Annotated in this window: 12 protein-coding genes; 10 read left to right on the top strand and 2 right to left on the bottom strand. The window is 35.1% G+C overall.

Annotation, left to right across the window (positions count from 1 at the left end; translation table 11 throughout):
• The first annotated feature begins 83 nt into the window (after positions 1-83).
• The 3 genes from AB3G33_RS09930 to AB3G33_RS09920 all read left to right on the top strand — a co-directional run bounded on the left by AB3G33_RS09930 (position 84) and on the right by AB3G33_RS09920 (position 8,889).
• Positions 84-1,598, top strand: coding sequence for a hypothetical protein (locus AB3G33_RS09930; protein ID WP_367768827.1), 1,515 nt, complete (start codon positions 84-86; stop codon positions 1,596-1,598).
• Positions 1,599-1,738: 140 nt separating this feature from the next.
• Positions 1,739-5,392, top strand: coding sequence for a phosphoribosylformylglycinamidine synthase (purL, locus tag AB3G33_RS09925; RefSeq protein ID WP_367768824.1), 3,654 nt, complete (start codon positions 1,739-1,741; stop codon positions 5,390-5,392).
• 221 nt (positions 5,393-5,613) lie between these two features.
• The gene (locus AB3G33_RS09920; protein WP_367768821.1) at positions 5,614-8,889 is read left to right on the top strand and encodes a T9SS type B sorting domain-containing protein; all 3,276 of its coding nucleotides are present in this window, start codon (positions 5,614-5,616) and stop codon (positions 8,887-8,889) included.
• A gap of 249 nt (positions 8,890-9,138) precedes the next feature.
• On the opposite strand, the gene AB3G33_RS09915 is transcribed toward AB3G33_RS09920, so the two are convergent.
• Entirely contained in the window at positions 9,139-9,966 is an 828-nt protein-coding gene (locus tag AB3G33_RS09915; RefSeq protein ID WP_367768818.1) for an alpha/beta hydrolase family protein, read from the bottom strand.
• Between the two features lie 381 nt (positions 9,967-10,347).
• Between AB3G33_RS09915 and AB3G33_RS09910 the strand changes: the two genes are divergently transcribed.
• From AB3G33_RS09910 to AB3G33_RS09880, 7 genes are all read left to right on the top strand, one after another.
• Positions 10,348-10,668, top strand: a complete 321-nt coding sequence (locus AB3G33_RS09910; RefSeq protein ID WP_367768815.1) for a GYD domain-containing protein — start codon at positions 10,348-10,350, stop codon at positions 10,666-10,668.
• A gap of 283 nt (positions 10,669-10,951) precedes the next feature.
• On the top strand, positions 10,952-11,464 hold the full coding sequence (locus AB3G33_RS09905) for a hypothetical protein (protein WP_367752258.1): 513 nt from the start codon (positions 10,952-10,954) through the stop codon (positions 11,462-11,464).
• 150 nt (positions 11,465-11,614) lie between these two features.
• Positions 11,615-12,805, top strand: a complete 1,191-nt coding sequence (locus tag AB3G33_RS09900) for an NAD(P)/FAD-dependent oxidoreductase (protein WP_367768812.1) — start codon at positions 11,615-11,617, stop codon at positions 12,803-12,805.
• Positions 12,806-13,056: 251 nt separating this feature from the next.
• Entirely contained in the window at positions 13,057-15,333 is a 2,277-nt protein-coding gene (locus tag AB3G33_RS09895) for a GH92 family glycosyl hydrolase (protein ID WP_367768809.1), read from the top strand.
• Positions 15,334-15,388: 55 nt separating this feature from the next.
• Entirely contained in the window at positions 15,389-15,814 is a 426-nt protein-coding gene (locus AB3G33_RS09890) for a hypothetical protein (protein WP_367768806.1), read from the top strand.
• A gap of 184 nt (positions 15,815-15,998) precedes the next feature.
• Positions 15,999-17,774 carry a long-chain fatty acid--CoA ligase gene (locus AB3G33_RS09885; RefSeq protein ID WP_367768802.1) on the top strand — a complete coding sequence of 592 codons (1,776 nt, stop codon included), beginning with the start codon at positions 15,999-16,001 and terminating at the stop codon, positions 17,772-17,774.
• Positions 17,775-17,796: 22 nt separating this feature from the next.
• Entirely contained in the window at positions 17,797-18,849 is a 1,053-nt protein-coding gene (locus tag AB3G33_RS09880; RefSeq protein WP_367768799.1) for a proline iminopeptidase-family hydrolase, read from the top strand.
• A 224-nt stretch (positions 18,850-19,073) separates the two neighbouring features.
• Here AB3G33_RS09880 and AB3G33_RS09875 read toward each other — a convergent pair whose 3' ends face one another.
• Positions 19,074-19,556 (bottom strand): hypothetical protein, encoded by a 483-nt coding sequence (locus AB3G33_RS09875; protein ID WP_367768796.1) that lies wholly within the window; start codon positions 19,554-19,556, stop codon positions 19,074-19,076.
• Positions 19,557-19,568: the final 12 nt, after the last annotated feature.

Below are 19,568 nucleotides of genomic sequence, written 5' to 3'. Positions count from 1 at the left end.
TGCAGTTGTTATTCTAAATTCAAATTTGAAAAAGCCACAACATACAAATAAGATTTTCCCTATTTTTACAAAAATTAATCACAATGCGTCCCATCAAATTCTTGTTTTTTATTGGAATATTCATCTCCATCTGTTCCTGTCGATCCGATTTTGAGACCGTTCTAAGTACAGGAGATTTAGCATTTTCAAAGGACACCATTTATCTGGATACCGTTTTTACAAACATTGGTTCTAGTACCTACCGACTTAAAGTATACAACCACAGCAAAAACGATATTAATATTCCTACCATACAACTAGGCAAAGGACTAAGTTCAAAATACCGCTTGACCGTAGACGGAATGCAAGGAACAAACGGAAAGCTTTTTACTGATGTGACCCTTTTAGCCAAAGACAGTTTGTATATTTTCATCGAAACAACAGCGGCAATTGCTGATGCAAATCCAACTGATTTTTTATACACTGACCAAATTCAATTTGATAGTGGCGAAAATGCACAAAAAGTAGCACTCGTTACGCTAATCCAAGATGCGGTTTTTCTATATCCCAAACGTCTTGCTGATGGAACTACCGAAACACTGCCTATAGGAGATCAACAAATAGAAGGGTTTTACCTCGATGAAAACAATCCTATAAATGGAAATGAACTCATTTTTACCAATAAAAAGCCCTACGTTATTTATGGTTATGCGGCCGTTCCAACTGGTAAAACCGCCGTTTTTGATGCGGGAAGCAGGGTTTATTTTCATGCTAATTCTGGTTTAATAGTCGCCAACAATGCTTCGATTAATATTAACGGAGGAAAATCGACTACGGCCAACTTAGAAAAAGAAGTGGTATTTGAAGGCGACCGATTGGAACCCCAATATGATGATGTACCTGGTCAATGGGGTACTATTTGGCTCAGTAGTGGAAGCACAAACAATCTGATAAACCATCTAACAATTAAAAATGCTACGATTGGATTACTGATACAAAACAATGATGGAACAACTACTTCTATCAAAAATACCCAAATTTACGACTCCTCTACCTATGGTATTTTGGCACAAACAGGGAAAATAGTAGGTGAAAATATAGTGATCAACTCAGCTGGTTTAGCTAGTTTGGCCTGCTCCTATGGTGGAGATTATAAATTTACACATTCCACATTTAACAACAATTGGAATAGTTCCTCTCAGCTGGCAGTCACAATAGACAATTCTATTTCGGGAGCAACGCCAGAAACGAAAGACCTCACCCAAGCCACTTTTAACAACTGTATCATCTATGGTTCTTATACTAATGAAATCGCTATAAATAAAAGCGGTACAGGAACATTTGAGTATCAATTCAATAATTGCTTAGTAAAATTTGACAGTTCTAATACCAATTCACTTTACCACTTTGCAACCGATCCTGTGCATTACAATGGAATTATTTTGAATCAAAGTCCAAAGTTTTTCAATGTTAATCTTAACAAACTCAATATTGACGAATCTTCTAGCGCTTTCGCAAAAGGGAATTCGGCCTATTTGATTCCGCTGGATATCATTGGAAATACAAGAACTACTCCGCCAGATTTAGGTGCTTTTCAATCTATGTCTTTTCCTAAATAAAAGGTTATTTAGAAATTTAAAACAATAGATTTTAGGCATTTTATGAATTGTGGTATTTTATGAAATACTTTGTATTTCACATTTGCTCTTACTACTTTTTTAAACTAAATTTGCACCGTAATACAACAAACTACACAACAATGATCCATTTCTTTGAAAACCAAAGCAAAACTGTTTTTGCAGTACAAACGCAAAACGAAATTTCGGCTCAAGACATTTCAAAATTAAACTGGCTTTTTGCCAATTCAAATAAAATAGAAAAATCCGTATTGACGGATTTTTTTGTTGGTCCACGCGCCACTATGATTACGCCTTGGAGCACTAATGCAGTAGAAATTACTCAAAATATGGGTGTTTCTGGAATCATTAGAATCGAAGAATTTCATCATGCTACGTCTGATTTTTCTGATTTTGATCCTATGCTTTCGCAAAAATACGCCGAGTTAAATCAAGCTATTTTTACGATCAATATCGAGCCAGAAGCAATTTTGGAAATTGATGATATTGCGGCATACAACCAGTCCGAAGGTTTGGCTTTAAGTCCAGAAGAAGTAGAATATTTGGACAATCTAGCTATTAAAATAGGTAGAAAATTAACCGATTCTGAAGTTTTTGCTTTCTCACAAGCCAATTCAGAGCACTGCCGTCACAAAATTTTCAACGGGACTTTTGTAATTGATGGTGAAGAAATGCCTTCTTCTTTATTTAAATTAATCAAGAAAACATCTCAAGAAAACCCGAACGATATCGTTTCGGCTTATAAAGATAATGTGGCTTTTGTAAAAGGACCACGTGTACAACAGTTTGCGCCAAAAAGCGCTGACAAACCTGATTTCTACGAACTAAAAGACTTTGATTCGGTTATCTCCTTAAAAGCAGAAACGCATAATTTCCCAACAACAGTAGAACCTTTCAATGGAGCGGCGACTGGTGCAGGAGGAGAAATTCGCGACCGTTTAGCAGGTGGACAAGGTTCGTTGCCATTAGCAGGAACTGCAGTTTACATGACTTCGTATTCACGTCTAGAAGAAAACAGACCTTGGGAAAACGCCATGACCGAAAGAAAATGGTTGTATCAAACGCCAATGGACATTCTAATCAAAGCTTCAAATGGAGCATCTGATTTTGGAAACAAATTCGGACAACCGTTAATTACTGGTTCTATCCTTACTTTCGAACACGAAGAAGACGCTCGTAAATTAGGTTTCGACAAAGTGATCATGCAAGCCGGTGGAATTGGTTACGGAAAACTGGATCAAGCCATCAAGAAAAAGCCACAACCGGGAGACAAAATTGTTATCCTAGGAGGTGAAAATTATAGAATTGGAATGGGTGGAGCGGCAGTTTCTTCTGCTGATACTGGTGCTTTTAGTTCAGGAATTGAATTGAATGCCATCCAACGTTCGAACCCAGAAATGCAAAAACGTGCTGCTAATGCCATTCGTGGATTAGTAGAAAGCGATATCAACCCTATTGTTTCTATTCACGATCACGGAGCAGGTGGACACTTAAACTGCCTTTCGGAATTAGTGGAAGAAACTGGAGGATTAATTGATTTAGATAAATTACCTGTAGGTGACCCTACCCTTTCGGCAAAGGAAATCATTGGTAACGAGTCTCAAGAAAGAATGGGATTAGTTATTGCTAAAGAAAACATCGACATCTTACAACGCATTGCTGACAGAGAGCGTTCTCCAATGTACCAAGTAGGTGATGTAACGGGGGATCATCGTTTTACTTTCGAATCAAAAACTACGGGTGCTAAACCTATGGATTATGCTTTGGAAGACTTTTTTGGCAGTTCTCCAAAAGTAGTGATGACGGATAAAAACATCGACAGAAACTATACTGATTTAGAATACAGCATTAAAAATATCTCCACTTATTTAGAGCAAGTACTGCAATTAGAAGCAGTAGCTTGTAAAGACTGGTTGACTAACAAAGTAGACCGTTGTGTAGGTGGAAAAGTAGCCAAACAACAAACTGCTGGACCCTTGCAATTGCCATTGAATAACTGTGGTGTAATGGCATTAGATTATAACGGAAAAGAAGGTGTTGCTACTTCAATAGGACACTCTCCAGTTGCGTCATTAATCGATCCTGTTGCAGGAACTAGAACCGCAATTGCCGAGGCTTTGTCGAATATTATTTGGGCTCCTATCAAAAATGGTTTGGACGGAATTTCACTTTCAGCTAACTGGATGTGGGCTTGTAAAAACGAAGGGGAAGACGCTCGTTTGTACGCGGCTGTAAAAAGTTGTTCAAATTTTGCAATCGAATTGGGAATCAACATTCCAACAGGAAAAGATTCGCTTTCGATGAAGCAACGTTATCCAAACGAAGAAGTAATTGCACCAGGAACGGTAATTATTTCGGCAGGTGGAAATTGTACTGACATTAGAAAAGTAGTAGAGCCTGTTTTACAAAGAGACGGTGGTTCTATTTATTATATCAATTTATCACAAGACGAATTTAAATTAGGTGGTTCCTCGTTTGCACAAACATTGAACACTATTGGAAAAGACGCACCAACGATTAAAGATGCTGCTTTTTTCAAAAATGCCTTCAATACGATGCAAGAATTAATTCTTGACAATCAAATTTTGGCTGGACATGACATCGGAAGTGGTGGTTTGATTACTACTTTACTAGAAATGTGTTTTGCCGATGTGAATTTAGGTGCTAAAATTGACTTCTCTGTTTTCGAAGAAAAAGACATTATCAAATACCTTTTTGCGGAGAATATTGGTCTTGTATTCCAAGCCAAAGACGATGCTACTTTAGAAAATAAATTAAATGCTAATGGAGTTGCTTTCTATAAATTAGGAACAGTAACTGCAGAGGAAACGTTGGACTTTGGTCCATGTGGATTAAGCATTCCAAAATACAGAGACATTTGGTTTAAAACTTCTTTTTTATTAGACCAAAAACAATCGAAGAACGGAACGGCTCAAGCGCGTTTCGATAACTATAAGAACCAAGCGTTACAGTTTACCTTCCCTGTTCATTTTACAGGAAAGAAACCAGTAATCGATGATTCAAAACCACGTCCAAAAGCGGCTATTATCCGTGAAAAAGGAAGTAACTCAGAGCGTGAGGTAGCCAATGCAATGTACCTTGCCGGTTTTGATGTAAAAGACGTTCACATGACCGATTTGATTTCGGGACGTGAAACGCTAGAAGACATTCAATTTATAGGCGCCGTGGGTGGTTTTTCAAACTCGGATGTTTTAGGTTCAGCCAAAGGTTGGGCAGGAGCATTTTTATACAATGAGAAAGCAAATACAGCCTTGAAAAACTTCTTCAAAAGAGAAGACACTTTATCCGTTGGAATTTGTAATGGTTGCCAGTTGTTTATGGAATTAGAAGTAATTAATCCAGAGCATGAAGTGCATGGAAAAATGCTTCATAACGACAGTCATAAACACGAAAGTATTTTTACATCCGTAACGGTTCAAGAAAACAAATCAGTGATGTTGTCTACCCTTGCTGGAGCAACACTTGGAGTTTGGGTTTCACATGGAGAAGGAAAATTCAACTTACCATTATCCGAAGACCAATATCAAATCGTGGGTAAATACGGATACGAAGGATATCCAGCGAATCCAAATGGATCTGATTACAATACCGCAATGCTATGTGACACAACTGGTCGTCACCTTGTGATGATGCCACATATTGAGCGTTCTAACTTTCAATGGAACTGGGCAAATTATCCAGCAGGTAGAAACGATGAAGTTTCTCCTTGGCATGAAGCGTTTGTCAATGCAAGATTGTGGATTGAGAAAAAATAATCTTTTGATTAATTATATAGAAAGCGTTCCTGAAAAGGAGCGCTTTTTTTATGAACAAATTTAAAAGTTATTTTGATAATTTGTAATAAAAATATTATTTATATATTTACTTTAAATACGCTAATTATCAAAGAAGATCTACTCAATTATGGTTGTAAACACTCTATAAAATAATTAATATATACTAATTACAGACAAGCTAAAAAACAACAAAAATAGGAATGACAATAATTCACATAAAAACATTTAATACTGTAGCTTTACTTCTACTTTTTTTGTCTTTTCAATCTATTGAAGCCCAAATAAAATTAACTAATAATATTGGAACAACACTTGTTAAGACAGATATGTATTCTTGTGATAGAGATGAGAGTTGGTCACGAGTATTTACACTATCTGATTTTGGAATAGCGGCAAATGAGCAATTTATGATTAAATCATTACAAGTTGGACTAAGTAAATCTGATATTGGATCTACTTTACAATGTATTGTTTACAGTCTGGATGAAGATTTTCCCAATTATTCCTATTCTATTTATCCTACCACGATACTTGGAAGACGTGGTATTGCACAATCGCCATTAATTACTGGTGCTCCTGAAATTGTTGAAGTAAATTTTGATGAACCCATTATTGTTCCTGCCGGAGTTAAAAGAATTATGGTCTCAGTAGAAAAGTATAAAGACATTTATAATCCAGCTACAGGAGCTGTCTATATAGCTGGTACTGAAAAAGACACTGGCGAATCCTGGTATTTTGGATGTGATCCAAATCATGGTTTAGCACCAACTACTGATTTAACCATTCCCGTTCCAAATGCGAATTTTTACATCAATGTAACAGGAGAAGTTTTTAATGTTAAAAGTTCAGGTTCAATCACGAGGCTTTCTCATAACGTATGTGATGATCTAGTTGAAACTGATATCTATTCTTGTAACTCAACTTATATATATTGGGCACGGGCTTTTACTTTAAAAGATTTTGGTATATCGAATAATGAAGAATTCGTAATTAAATCAGGGCAAGTTGGAATTAATAAAACGGGCTGGCTAGCAAATGTTTCATTTAATATTTATAAAATAGATGATTCTTTCCCTGCTTCTTTTTCTGAAGCAGATTTGATAGGAAGTAGTCAATCTCAAGCCCTTGATCCTTACATACCGCGTAATTCTCAAATTATACAAGTAGATTTTGATACACCAATTGTTATTCCAAAAGATGTAGAACGGATTTTGGTTGAAGTTAAAAAAGGAATTGAATATGGAGATGGTGTAGCTTTTATTGCAGGATCTGCACAAGATAATGATGTATCATGGCAAAGAGGTTGTTCTTCTTTATCTGGAGCTGGAGATAAATATGTTTCTACTGCTGACTTCGGATTTCCAAAAGCTAACTTTTACATAAACGTCACTGGAAATGTAAATCATGTTACGAATAATTTTGAAATGAATTTCTCAAATATTTGCTCGGAATTTTTAAAGGAATTCAGTGTTGATGATCAGTCTAAAATTGCGTCAATTAGTTGGGATTTTGGAGATCCTGCTTCAGGAATTAATAATACCTCTATAGACTTATCTCCTTTTCATGATTTTTCCACTGATGGAAAATATACTATTACCGCGACAGTTATTGGTAATGACGGAACAGTGGAAGTTTTAACGGAAATAATTGATGCTAAAGAACCTCCAAAAGCATATGGAATTAATAATATACATGCCTGTGAGGAAAGCAATAACCTTGGATTTTCAACTTCTTTTGATACTTCGCTAGTTACGCAGCAAGTTTTAGGAGGACAAATTGATAAAGTTGTTACTTTCATAGATGGCAAAGGTACTAAATACAATACACTACCAAATCCATTTACAAACACCACTAAAAATAGAGAAACAATAACAGTAAGAGTATCTCATAAAGACAACTTTTGTTGCTACTCTGAAACCACTTTCGATTTAATTGTAAATCCATTACCAGATTTATCAGAAGCTTTAAACTTAATTGTGTGTGATAATGACACTGATGGTCTTGCTACATTTAATTTACAACAATTAAAGAATTCTATTATAGGAACTGCTACCAATATAAAAGTTGAATTTTATCATGAAAATGGTCAGCAAATACAATCTCCTTTAAATGCAATTAGTAATTTAATTGCTAATGAGGAATCCATAAAAGTAAAAGCAATTAATACCGATACGAATTGCTATAATGAATCTACCTTTAATTTAATTGTAAACCCATTACCAATAGCAAATTCATTAAAAGAAATAACTGGATGTGATGATAATAATGACGGCATTTCAGAATATTTTGATACTTCAAATATAGAATCAACTGTTTTAGGAAATCAAACTGGAATGAAAGTAACTTATTTTGATACTAATGGAAATCAACTTCCAAGTCCATTAGTAAATCCATTTACTAACAGTAAACCAAATCAAGAAACTATAACGGTAAGAGTCACAAATCCTCAAACAAATTGTTATTCAGAGACATTTTTAAATTTAATCACTTCAACTAAACCAACTATTATTCAACCTAATACTTTATACGCTTGCGATGAAGGTAACGGTTTTTCACATTTTGACACTTCAACAATTGAAAGTGAACTCATAGGAAATCAACCTAATTTACTTATATCCTATTTAGATGAAAATGGAAATAAATTACCAAGCCCATTACCTATAGATTATAAAAATACTGTTCCATGGTCTCAAACTATTACTGCTAGAATTGAGAATCAATTAAATTCATTATGCTTTTCAGAAACAAATTTTAAATTTGTTGTAAATGAGTTACCACAAATAAATTTAGAAAAAGAATATTTTTTATGTGATTTAGAACCGTCATTAAAGATAACAACTGATTTAAATTTCGATTCTTGGGAATGGAGTTTTCAAGATAACTCTATAATTTCTAATTCCTTTGAGGCTAATCTAGTAGAAGCTGGAAAATATACTTTACGAGTTTCTAAAATAAGTAATGGAATATCTTGTGAAAATTCATTTTCGTTTAATCTAATTCGTTCCATTTTACCAAAAATTACCGAAATTAAAATTCAAGATCTTTCAGATAAGAATTTTATCGAAATAATAACTTCTACAAATGGTGACTTTGAATATGCAATTGATGGAAATAATTTTCAAGACAGCAACACTTTTCATAACATATCAGGAGGAGTATATGTAGTAAAAGTTAGAGATAAACAAGGTTGTGGTGTTGATGAACGAGAAGCTATACTAGTAGATTATCCAAAATTTTTCACTCCAAACAATGATGGATATAATGATTATTGGAGTATATTAGGAATTGAAAAATTCCCTAATTCAATTACAAGTATTTTTGATCGATACGGAAAATTACTAAAGAGGCTACAATATAGTGATATGGGATGGGACGGCACTTTCAATGGAGAAAATTTGATTGCTTCAGATTATTGGTTTACAGTTGAATTGGGAAATGGCAGGAATTTTAAAGGCCATTTTTCACTAAAAAGATAATCTGTTTTAAAAAAGCCAGTTTATTAGCTTACTCAATTAATCTATCGTTCGATTGAATCGAATAATTACTTCAATTAAACAACAAAACAGAGCGTTGCAACGCAGATAATTTACCAACAGCACAGTTTCATATACTGTGTATAATTCATCTACTTGACTACATAAATCTAAGGTGTTTGGAGCTACTTGATGTGATACCTCCTTCTTTTGAATGACAAGTTTGCTTGTAAAACCTCTGATTCAAAACCATCACACTGATTCAAAGAATTTTGCGATTTGACTCAGGGCATTTTGTAAATCAGTAGGTAAATTGATACTTGTATATGGATGCGAAGCACCAAAAACATGATTGGTATCTTCAATAATGGAGACGGTACAATTGGGCAGGTTTTTTACCAAATTAGTTTCTGTTACAGGAACCGCTTCGTCTTTTACACCATGGACAAATAAAAATTTTCGCTTATCCCCTTTCAGCAAATTTCGGAGATCCAGTTTCTCTTTTATTTTCTGTGTGTTTTCAACCAATTGATAATACAGTGGCATTTTTTGTTTTGTTCTTCCGTTAACGACAAATTTTACACCGTTTTCTTTCCACAGCTTATCATTCTTCTTTCCATAGCGCGCTACTGGGTCGAGCACTGCTGCTAAGGTGGCACAAGAAACAATTTCAGGATGGGATAAAGTATAAGCCAAAGCCGTTGCTCCACCTTTAGAATGACCAATCAAAAACAGTTTATCAAAATCGATGCTATCTGCAAAACTTTCCTTTTTTAGATGGACTAACAAAGACCCAATATCTTCGAGTTCTTTTTCGAAGTTATTAGTCCCAAAAGCTTCTAAATCCACAAAATCCAAAGGATGAGCAGGAGATGTTCCATTATGAGAAAAATTCAATTTTACAAATTGAAATCCCTTTTGCAAAAAGTAATCCGCCATCAAGTTGAATGCGCCCCAATCTTTAAATCCATTGAATCCATGGCAAAACACAATCAGAGGTCGCTTTTGGTTTGGTGTATATTGAATATCGTAGCCCGCTAATTTACCTTCGGCGCCTGTATATGTCCCTTCCTGTTTCATAAGTCAATCCTTTTATAAAAGTAGCATATGGTTCGAAATTTTTTGATAGAAAGCCACAAAGATACTACAATCAAGTACTAGGATTTTATATTCAGTATCAAGAAAACCAATATACTAACCGAACTACAATCACATCTTAAACTATTTATAATTTCGTAGAAGTTACCGTTTTTTTATCGTATTTTAGTATATAGCAAGATATTGATTATCAACAACTTAAAAACACAAAAAGACACAGTTCCGCTATAAACAAGATTAAAAAACACACCTCAAATCATTTTATTATGCTAGTTAAAATAAAAAAAGTGGAGTCCAGAAACCGCTAAAAAAACGGGGCGGAACCGAAAAGCCAAATGAGTAGGAAGACTAAAATACAATAAAATGAAAAAGATTTTAATTAAAGCATCTTATACTTCAGCAGGAGTCAAAGGATTACTCAAGGTAGGTGGTACCAATAGAAAGCAAGTCATTGAAAAAATGATTACTGACTTAGGAGGAAAAATGGAAGCCTTTTATTTTGCCTTTGGCGACACGGATGTTTATGTAATTGCAGACATGCCTGATACCACGGTTGCTACTGCAGTTTCATTAAATATAAACTCTTCTGGATTGGTATCTACTTCCACTACAATTCTGATTACTCCAGAAGAAGTGGATAAAGCAACAAAAATATCTGTGAGCTATATTTCTCCTGGTACCTGATATTCACATTAATTTTTCCGAATTTTAAAAAGTATCCCTCTGGTTCTCATTTGCAATGAGGACCAGCTTCCTTTTGAAAAGAGGGTGTGGCGCTCGTAAACCGATTTGTTAAAAAAGTATTGTATTGAATCCGGCTTCTCTTAAGCCATTTGGAAATTTTGTGGAATTACCGTTTTTTATCGTATTTTCGTTTAACCAAAAAACACTCCTCTTTGTAAGGCCAAAAGCGGATAGTGGTTCGGTATCGTTGATAGTTACATACTCTAGAAACTTAATAAACATTATGGAAAAATATTTGCGTCAATTAATTTCAATAGTTTTTGAAGATCAAAAAGAAATCTTTACTGGTTTTTTAATTGACTGGACTGAAGATTGGATACTGCTCAAGAACAATCCTTTTGATTTTATAATTGATGGGTACACTATTTTGAAAAATAAAAACGTCAAGTCCATTATTCAAGATGAGGATTATGAATTCACAGAAAGGGTAATTAAGCTTAAAGGTTTAAAAACAAGTGCTGAGGAAATAATTCCACTTAATGACTTACCTTCAATTATAAATTATCTAGCAATTAAGCACGAGATTTTCCAAATTTCAAAAAAATCTAATAAAGCAGTTTATCTAGGTAAACTTATTGAAATAGACGAAAAAGAACTGATCATCGATTTTTTGGGAACTGAAGGGAAATTTGATGGTGAAATGAGTTTTAAGCTAAACAAAATAAGAGTTATAGAATTTGACACTGATTATATTAACTCTTTGAAATTGATTGTCAATGAAGAAAAGAAAAAGTAACTAAAGTAGTGCAGGTGTAGCATACAATTCTGAATTAACTGTACTACATACAAACGAAATCGCACTAGTTTAATTCCCGTTTTGGTTTGGCTGTAACTAATAAAAAAAGGAAAACGTCTTTAATCCTTTCACAAAGAGTATTTTTGCAGGGTGAAGAAATCAGTCTCAATTATTGGAGGAGGACCCGCCGCATTTTTACTCGCCGCATTCCTCGATCCCCAGAAATTCAATGTTACCATTTACGAGAAAAACAAAACCCTTGGAAGAAAATTTCTTGTAGCTGGAAAAGGCGGATTTAACCTTACTCATTCGGAACCCATTGCGCAACTGGTAGAACGCTACACTCCATCCCATTTTATAGAGGAAGCCCTACTCGATTTTGACAATGCCGATTTTCAAAAATGGATCGATCTTATGGGAATTCCCACCTACATTGGGAGCAGCAAACGCGTATATCCTGAAAGCGGAATTAAACCAATTGCCGTACTTAATGCCATTATGGATGTCCTCAATAAACGAGGCGTTGCCATTCAGTATCAACAAAATTGGACGGGCTGGAATACCAACCACGATCTTGTTTTCAATGTTGACACAGCAGTCCAGTCTGAGCATTCCGTTTTTGCAATGGGTGGTGGCAGCTGGAAAATAACTGGATCTGATGGCATCTGGCTGGATTTATTCCATAAAAAAGACGTTGAAGTTGTCCCTTTTAAAGCCTCCAATTGTGCGTACCAAGTCAACTGGAATTTCGATTTCATCACTGCCTTTGAAGGGCATCCCCTTAAAAATATAGCTATTAGCTGTGGCGATAAACGTCAAAAAGGTGAAATGGTAATTACCCGTTTCGGTTTAGAGGGCAATGCCATTTATGCAATCAGTCCGCAAATTCGCAATGAGCTTAATAATCAGCAAAAGGCTACTGTATTTCTGGATTTAAAACCAACATTAACTTATGATGAAGTGCTTCAGAAGATCAAAAAATCAACCTTAAAAAAGACGAGCCAAAAATTACAAAAAGAGCTCAAATTGAACCCTGCACAAATTGGGCTGTTGAAAATCTATTTGTCAAAAGAAACCTACCTGAATCCAGAACTTTTGGCACAAAACATCAAAAAACTTCCTATAGAAATCACTGGTTCTGCCCTATTGGACGAAGCCATTTCTACCACGGGTGGCATTAAATTGAATGCCTTAGATGAAAATTTTCAATTGAAAATGATGAAAAATCATTATTGCATTGGAGAAATGCTAGACTTGGATGCTCCTACTGGAGGCTATCTCCTTCAATCTTGTTTTAGCATGGGTGTACATCTTGCCCGTCACCTCAATGCTATTCCTTAATTTCAATACATTTATAGCGCTTTTTTACACTATAAATAAAATTTGTTTAGTAACACCATTCTTAATACTAATCAATGGATATCAAACTCGTGCACCATTTCGTTGGCCATAGACGGAAGATTGGAAAAGTCGTTCTGCTTTGAAGTCTTTTTTTATACGCTAATAGTTGCTCAAAAAAATAGGATTCCCTAGATTTGAAAAGAATCCCATATTTACAAAAAACGACCTCAATTCAACCAAGAAAATAGACTATGAAAAAGACATTTCTTTTCTCCATATTAATCCTTTCTTTTGTCTCCCAAGCCCAACAAAATTTAATTCAATATGTAAAACCAATTATCGGTACCGAGAAAATGGGACACACCTACCCTGGTGCTACGGTTCCTTTTGGAGCAGTACAATTAAGTCCAGAAACGGATACTATCTCCTACGAAATAAACGGAAAATACAATGGTGATGTGTATAAATATTGTGCGGGTTACAAATACGAAGACAAAACTATTGTTGGTTTTAGCCATACGCATTTGAGCGGAACAGGACATTCGGATTTAGGGGATTTTTTAATCATGCCAACTCAAGGAAAACTACAATTGAATCCAGGAACTGCTGCTAATCCTAAAAGTGGCTATCGTTCCTCCTATTCACATGCTAATGAAATAGCAGAAGCAGGTTATTATAAAGTAAAATTAGACGATGATAACATTCTGGCCGAAATGACCGCTACTACGCGAGTGGGAATGCATCAATATACGTTTCCAAAATCGGATGAAAGTCATATTATACTGGATTTGATGGCAGGAATTTACAATTACGACGAGAAAGACGTTTGGACGTACGTACGTGTGGTAAACGATACTTTGATTACGGGATATCGCCAAACCAATGGTTGGGCAAGAACGCGTACTGTTTATTTTGCGATGTCGTTTTCTAAACCGTTTACCGAATACGGGCAAAAAAATTATGATGACAAACAAGCGTACAGAGGCTTTTGGAGAAAATTCGATCAATCAAAAAATTTCCCTGAAATAGCTGGAAAAAAAATAAGAATGTATTTTGATTTCAAAACCGAAGAAGCCGAAAAAATCAAAATCAAGTTTGCCTTATCTTCAGTGAGTCAAGAAAATGCATTGCAAAACATGCAAGCTGAAATCAAAGATTGGAATTTTGAAAAAGTAAAAGCACAAGCGCAGACCAGTTGGAACAAAGAATTAAACAAAATAACCATCACTGCATCCGAGGACACTAAGGTGAATTTTTACACTGCCATGTATCATACGTTCATCAACCCAACAGTTTATACGGATGTAAACGGACAATACAAAGGACTCGATCAAGATGTGCATCAAGCGAATGGTTTTACTAATTATAGTACATTCTCGTTATGGGATACTTATAGAGCGTTGCATCCTTTTTTCAATATTATTCAGCCATCAAGAAATAACGATATGGTTAAATCGATGGTAGCACATTACGACCAAAGTGCTTTGCATATGTTGCCTATTTGGTCTCATTATTCCAATGACAATTGGTGTATGAGTGGCTACCATAGTGTATCCGTAATTGCTGATGCTATTATAAAAGGCGTTTATAATGGAGATGAAAACAAAGCTCTTGAAGCCTGTATTACAACAGCAAAACACCGCAATTATGAAGGAATTGGCTATTATATGGATCTGGGTTATATTCCTGCCGAAAAAAGCGGGGTATCGGTTTCCAACACTTTAGAATATGCTTATGACGATTGGTGTATTGCACAAATTGCAAAAAAACTGAATAAAACAGCGGTCTACGATGAGTTTATAAAACGCTCTGAAAACTGGAAAAACAATTACAATGCCGCTACTGGATTCATGCAACCCAAAATGGCCGATGGAACCTTTAAAAAAGAATTTGATCCTTTGAGTACCGAAGGGCAAGGATTTATAGAAGGAAACAGCTGGAATTATAGCTTTTTTGCTCCGCAAGATCCCACAACTTTAGTAAATAAAATGGGCGGTAAAAAAACATTTGCTGCTCGATTAGACACTTTATTCAGCATGCATTTACCCGATTCTTTTTTCGAACATACCGAAGATATTACAAGAGAAGGTATCATAGGAGGTTATGTCCATGGAAATGAACCCGCACATCATGTTGCTTACTTTTACAATTGGGCAAACCAACCATGGAAAACGCAAGCTCAAGTTCGAAAAATTCTCGATATGCAATACAAACCTAGTCCAGATGGTTTAGGCGGTAATGACGATTGCGGACAAATGAGTGCTTGGTATATCTTCTCTTCACTAGGTTTTTATCCTGTAGCTCCAGGTTCTGATGAGTATGCTATTGGTTCTCCATTAGTAAACAATGCCGTTCTAACTTTGGAAAACGGAAACCAATTCAAGGTGAATGTGATCAATCAAAGTCCAAAAAATGTATATGTTCAAAAAGTACTTTTAGACGGAAAAACAGTAACAGATTTTGTGCTAAAACACAAATCAATTACCGATGGAGGGACACTTACTTTTTACATGGGTTCAAAGCCTTAGAAATAAATAATAATAATAATAATAATAATAATACCACTTTAAACAAATTCCTAAAATGGCAAAATCAGCGAACTTATTACTCCTATCAATACTCTTATTTGCAACTCCTACATTTGCTCAAAAAGTCGAAAAAATAATGGCGAAAGGCGGTGCGCATTACATCACTACAAATATTGATTATCCCATAACAGGAACTTACCTTTTAAATGGAGATGCGGAGCCTTCGGTGCAATTAAATCCGGATGGAACTGGGGTTTTTCAATTGAGTGATTTATCCAAAATTAATATGGATTGGGGAATGGAATGTTTTGAAAATGGAACGCCCAAATACCAGAAGGGATTTAATTATGCCGTGTATTCGCTATGGTATAAAAACAAAGCAGAAACAGATGGAAATTGGACATATGCGCACTTTTCTATCCATTTTCAAAAGAAGAAAATGTTCATTTTAGGAGATCGTAGTAAAGATTATGTAGATTAATCTTTATTGGACAAAACCTCCAAAAACGACTTTACAACTCTAAATCAACAGCTTAAATCGCATTTTAAGAAAACGATTTCGCTAAATTTGATAATTCTAATTTATTTTTCCTAATTAATTATTTAAAAACAAAAATTATACTGTTTTTTTATTTAATTTGCGAATCAATTCAATAATTTTATTAATGACTTCTATAACCAGACTCTTTGATTTTCCTTATTATCAGCAAGATAAATACACTTCAATTCCAGATGCTTTAGTAACAAAGCAAAATGGAGTTTGGGTAAAAACGTCTACACAAGAATACATTGCCAAAGCCAATAGTATATCAAGAGCATTACTAAAATTAGGAGTTAAAAAAGACGATAAAATTGCTATTATTTCTTCGAATAATAGGACCGAATGGAATATACTTGATATTGGAGTTTTACAAACGGGTGCACAAACTGTTCCTATTTACCCAACGATTTCCGAAGATGATTATGAATACATCTTAAATCATTCTGAAGCCACATATTGTTTTGTATCTGATGCAGAAGTGCTTCATAAAGTAAATTTAATCAAGGACAAAGTAACCCATCTAAAAGAAGTGTATTCTTTTAACGAAATTGAAGGTTGTAAAAACTGGAATGAATTACTGAAAATTGGCGAAGACCAAGGCAATCAAGACGAAGTTGAAATTTGCAAAAACAACGTAAAGACTACTGATTTAGCTACTATAATTTATACTTCTGGTACAACTGGAAGACCTAAAGGGGTGATGCTTTCGCACCAAAACATTGTTTCAAATGTGCTGGATAGCGCTTCAAGAATTCCGTTTGAAGCTGGGAAAAGTCGGGCGTTAAGCTTCTTGCCTATTTGCCATATTTTTGAACGCATGATTTTGTATTTGTATCAATATTATGGTGTTTCAGTTTATTTTGGTGAAGCGATTGACAAAATTAGTGACAACCTTAAAGAAGTACAACCTACAGTAATCACTGCAGTTCCAAGACTATTGGAAAAAGTGTACGATAAAATATATGCCAAAGGATCAGAACTTACCGGAATCAAAAAGAAATTGTTCTTCTGGGCAATTGATTTAGGATTGCGTTTTGAACCGTATGGCGCCAATGGCGCTTGGTATGAGTTCCAACTGAAGATTGCCCGCAAATTAATTTTCAGCAAATGGAAAGAAGGTTTGGGTGGAAATCTAGATTTAATGGTTTCAGGAAGTGCTGCTTTACAAACCCGATTGGCCCGCATTTTTGCTGCTGCCGAAATCCCCGTGATGGAAGGATACGGATTGACTGAAACTTCTCCTGTAATTTCCGTAAATGACATGAGAAATCATGGTTTCAGAGTAGGAACTGTAGGTAAAGTAATTGACCATGTAGACGTAAAAATTGCCGAAGATGGAGAAATCCTTTGCAAAGGTCCAAACGTGATGATAGGTTATTACAAAGATGAAAAACTGACTAATGAGGTTATCGTTGATGGGTATTTCCATACAGGTGATATTGGTGAGTTTGACCAAGACGGTTTCTTACGCATTACTGACCGTAAAAAAGAAATGTTTAAAACCTCTGGAGGAAAATATATTGCACCACAAATTATTGAAAACACGATGAAGCAATCACGTTTCATTGATCAAATAATGGTGATTGGAGATGGGCAAAAAATGCCAGGCGCTTTCATTCAACCTAATTTTGATTTTGTAAAAGAATGGGCTGCTATTCATAAAATAAATGTTGGAACAACAAACGAAGAAATTATTTCTAACGCGCATGTCATTGCACGCATACAAGAAGAAATTGATACATTGAATGAAAAGTTTGGAAATTGGGAAAAAATAAAACGTTTTGAATTAACACCCGATGTTTGGTCAGTGGAAGGCGGACAACTGACTCCAACGCTAAAATTGAAAAGAAAAATAGTCATGCAGATGTACAAACCATTATTTGACAAAATCTACAACTAACCTTTTGTAAAACGATCTCGTTATGAAACTAAAAGTCCTAATTTGCTCCGTTATAAGTATATTCTTTTTTTCTAATTGCCAAGAAAAACCAAAAGAAGATGCGATAAAAGCAAATTATTTGGATTTTTCCAAACGAGACGATCAGCTGACTGGCGGCATCAAAATGATTCCGATACAAACTCCAAAAGGTACTTTTAAGGTTTGGACAAAAACGGTGGGTAACAATCCTAAAATAAAAGTCTTGCTGTTGCACGGCGGTCCTGGATTAACCCATGAACTGTATGAATCCTTTGACGGTTATTTCCCTAACGAAAGCATTGAATACATTTACTACGACCAGCTCGGTTCGTATTACAGTGACCAACCCAGTGACACCAGTTTATGGACGAATGAGCGCTTTGTAGAAGAAGTAGAACAAGTACGTAAAGCACTAAAATTAGACAATACTAATTTTTACTTGATGGGACAATCTTGGGGTGGAATTCTAGCGATGGAATACGCCTTGAAATACCAAAAAAACTTAAAAGGCTTGATTATCTCTAATATGATGGCAAGCGCTCCTGAATATAATGCGTACGCAAAAAACGTATTGGCACCACAAATGGACCCAAAAATCCTAAAGCAATTGCAGGATATGGAAAGCAACAACGATTTTGACAATCCAAAATACAGCGAACTGCTTTTTAAATACTATTATACCCAACACATTTTAAGAATGCCACTGGAAGACTGGCCAGAAAGCATCAACCGTTGTTTCAAGCACATCAATCCAGAGGTGTATGTGTTTATGCAAGGGCACAGTGAATTTGGCATCACAGGAAATGCATCTTTAAAAAATTGGGATGTCAAGGATCAATTAAAAACATTGACTGTCCCTACCCTATCCATAGGTTCTAAATACGACACGATGGATCCTGAACACATGAAATGGATTGCTAACGAAGTACAAAACGGACGCTTTCTATTTTGCCCTAACGGAAGCCACCTTTCGCAATACGATGATCCTAAAACCTATTTTCCAGGCGTGATCAAATTCTTGAAAGATGTCGATAGCGGGGAGTTTAAGAAGGGATAAGAAATATTTATTATAACAAAAAAACACGAATTGCTGTTCGTGGTTTTTTTATGGTTTTGTTCGAAAGTGAATGGAGACACCATGCTACATTTTAGTTATTTACACCATTTCGGGGAGTGTCTTATCGCCCATCTTGGCATGCTGACGAAGCAAGCATCTCATTAAACTACTTAACTATATAGTGATTTGCAGCAGTTAAAGCGATATTTTATAGAAATCAAAGTCTAGTTTTCTTTGATTCCTTTGACTATTTTATCCAATTCATTTTCTTTTTGTGTTCCAATTAAAAATTTTTTACCATTTAAGAGCTCGATAGCCAATCCTTTGCTTCCTTTAATATTATAAACTGTTCCAAATTTTGTCCAAAGACGAATTCCCCAACCACCAACAAATCCATAATTGACTACTTCAGCACTTTTAATTTCTCCCCAACTTACGCGTTTTTTAACAAAAGGATAAAAACGCATCCGAATTTCATTTTTGTCGATCTCTGTACTTAATCGCATAAAGTAAAATAGAACAATCAATCCAAAAATAAAAAAGCCAAAAAGGATAAGCCCTAAATCAGACATTGGTTTATCTCCAAATTTCTCTCCGATAACTAATTGCTTGTAAATTCCAAAAACTGGTAAAAACCCAATTCCTATTAAAAGTATCCAAAGCCACCATTGCGTAAACTTTTGTTCTTCTTTAAAATCTATTTTCATTTAATATGCTGT

The sequence above is a fragment of the Flavobacterium sp. WC2421 genome (genome assembly GCF_040822115.1).
Classification (GTDB): Bacteria; Bacteroidota; Bacteroidia; order Flavobacteriales; family Flavobacteriaceae; genus Flavobacterium.
This window is presented reverse-complemented; position numbering and strand designations above follow the sequence as displayed.

Bases quoted from the DNA above. Each gene is read 5' to 3' on its own strand.
- AB3G33_RS09930 (WP_367768827.1), top strand. From the start codon at position 84: ATGCGTCCCATCAAATTCTTGTTTTTTATTGGAATATTCATCTCCATC.
- purL (WP_367768824.1), top strand. From the start codon at position 1,739: ATGATCCATTTCTTTGAAAACCAAAGCAAAACTGTTTTTGCAGTACAA.
- AB3G33_RS09920 (WP_367768821.1), top strand. From the start codon at position 5,614: ATGACAATAATTCACATAAAAACATTTAATACTGTAGCTTTACTTCTA.
- AB3G33_RS09915 (WP_367768818.1), bottom strand. From the start codon at position 9,966: ATGAAACAGGAAGGGACATATACAGGCGCCGAAGGTAAATTAGCGGGC.
- AB3G33_RS09910 (WP_367768815.1), top strand. From the start codon at position 10,348: ATGAAAAAGATTTTAATTAAAGCATCTTATACTTCAGCAGGAGTCAAA.
- AB3G33_RS09905 (WP_367752258.1), top strand. From the start codon at position 10,952: ATGGAAAAATATTTGCGTCAATTAATTTCAATAGTTTTTGAAGATCAA.
- AB3G33_RS09895 (WP_367768809.1), top strand. From the start codon at position 13,057: ATGAAAAAGACATTTCTTTTCTCCATATTAATCCTTTCTTTTGTCTCC.
- AB3G33_RS09890 (WP_367768806.1), top strand. From the start codon at position 15,389: ATGGCAAAATCAGCGAACTTATTACTCCTATCAATACTCTTATTTGCA.
- AB3G33_RS09885 (WP_367768802.1), top strand. From the start codon at position 15,999: ATGACTTCTATAACCAGACTCTTTGATTTTCCTTATTATCAGCAAGAT.
- AB3G33_RS09880 (WP_367768799.1), top strand. From the start codon at position 17,797: ATGAAACTAAAAGTCCTAATTTGCTCCGTTATAAGTATATTCTTTTTT.
- AB3G33_RS09875 (WP_367768796.1), bottom strand. From the start codon at position 19,556: ATGAAAATAGATTTTAAAGAAGAACAAAAGTTTACGCAATGGTGGCTT.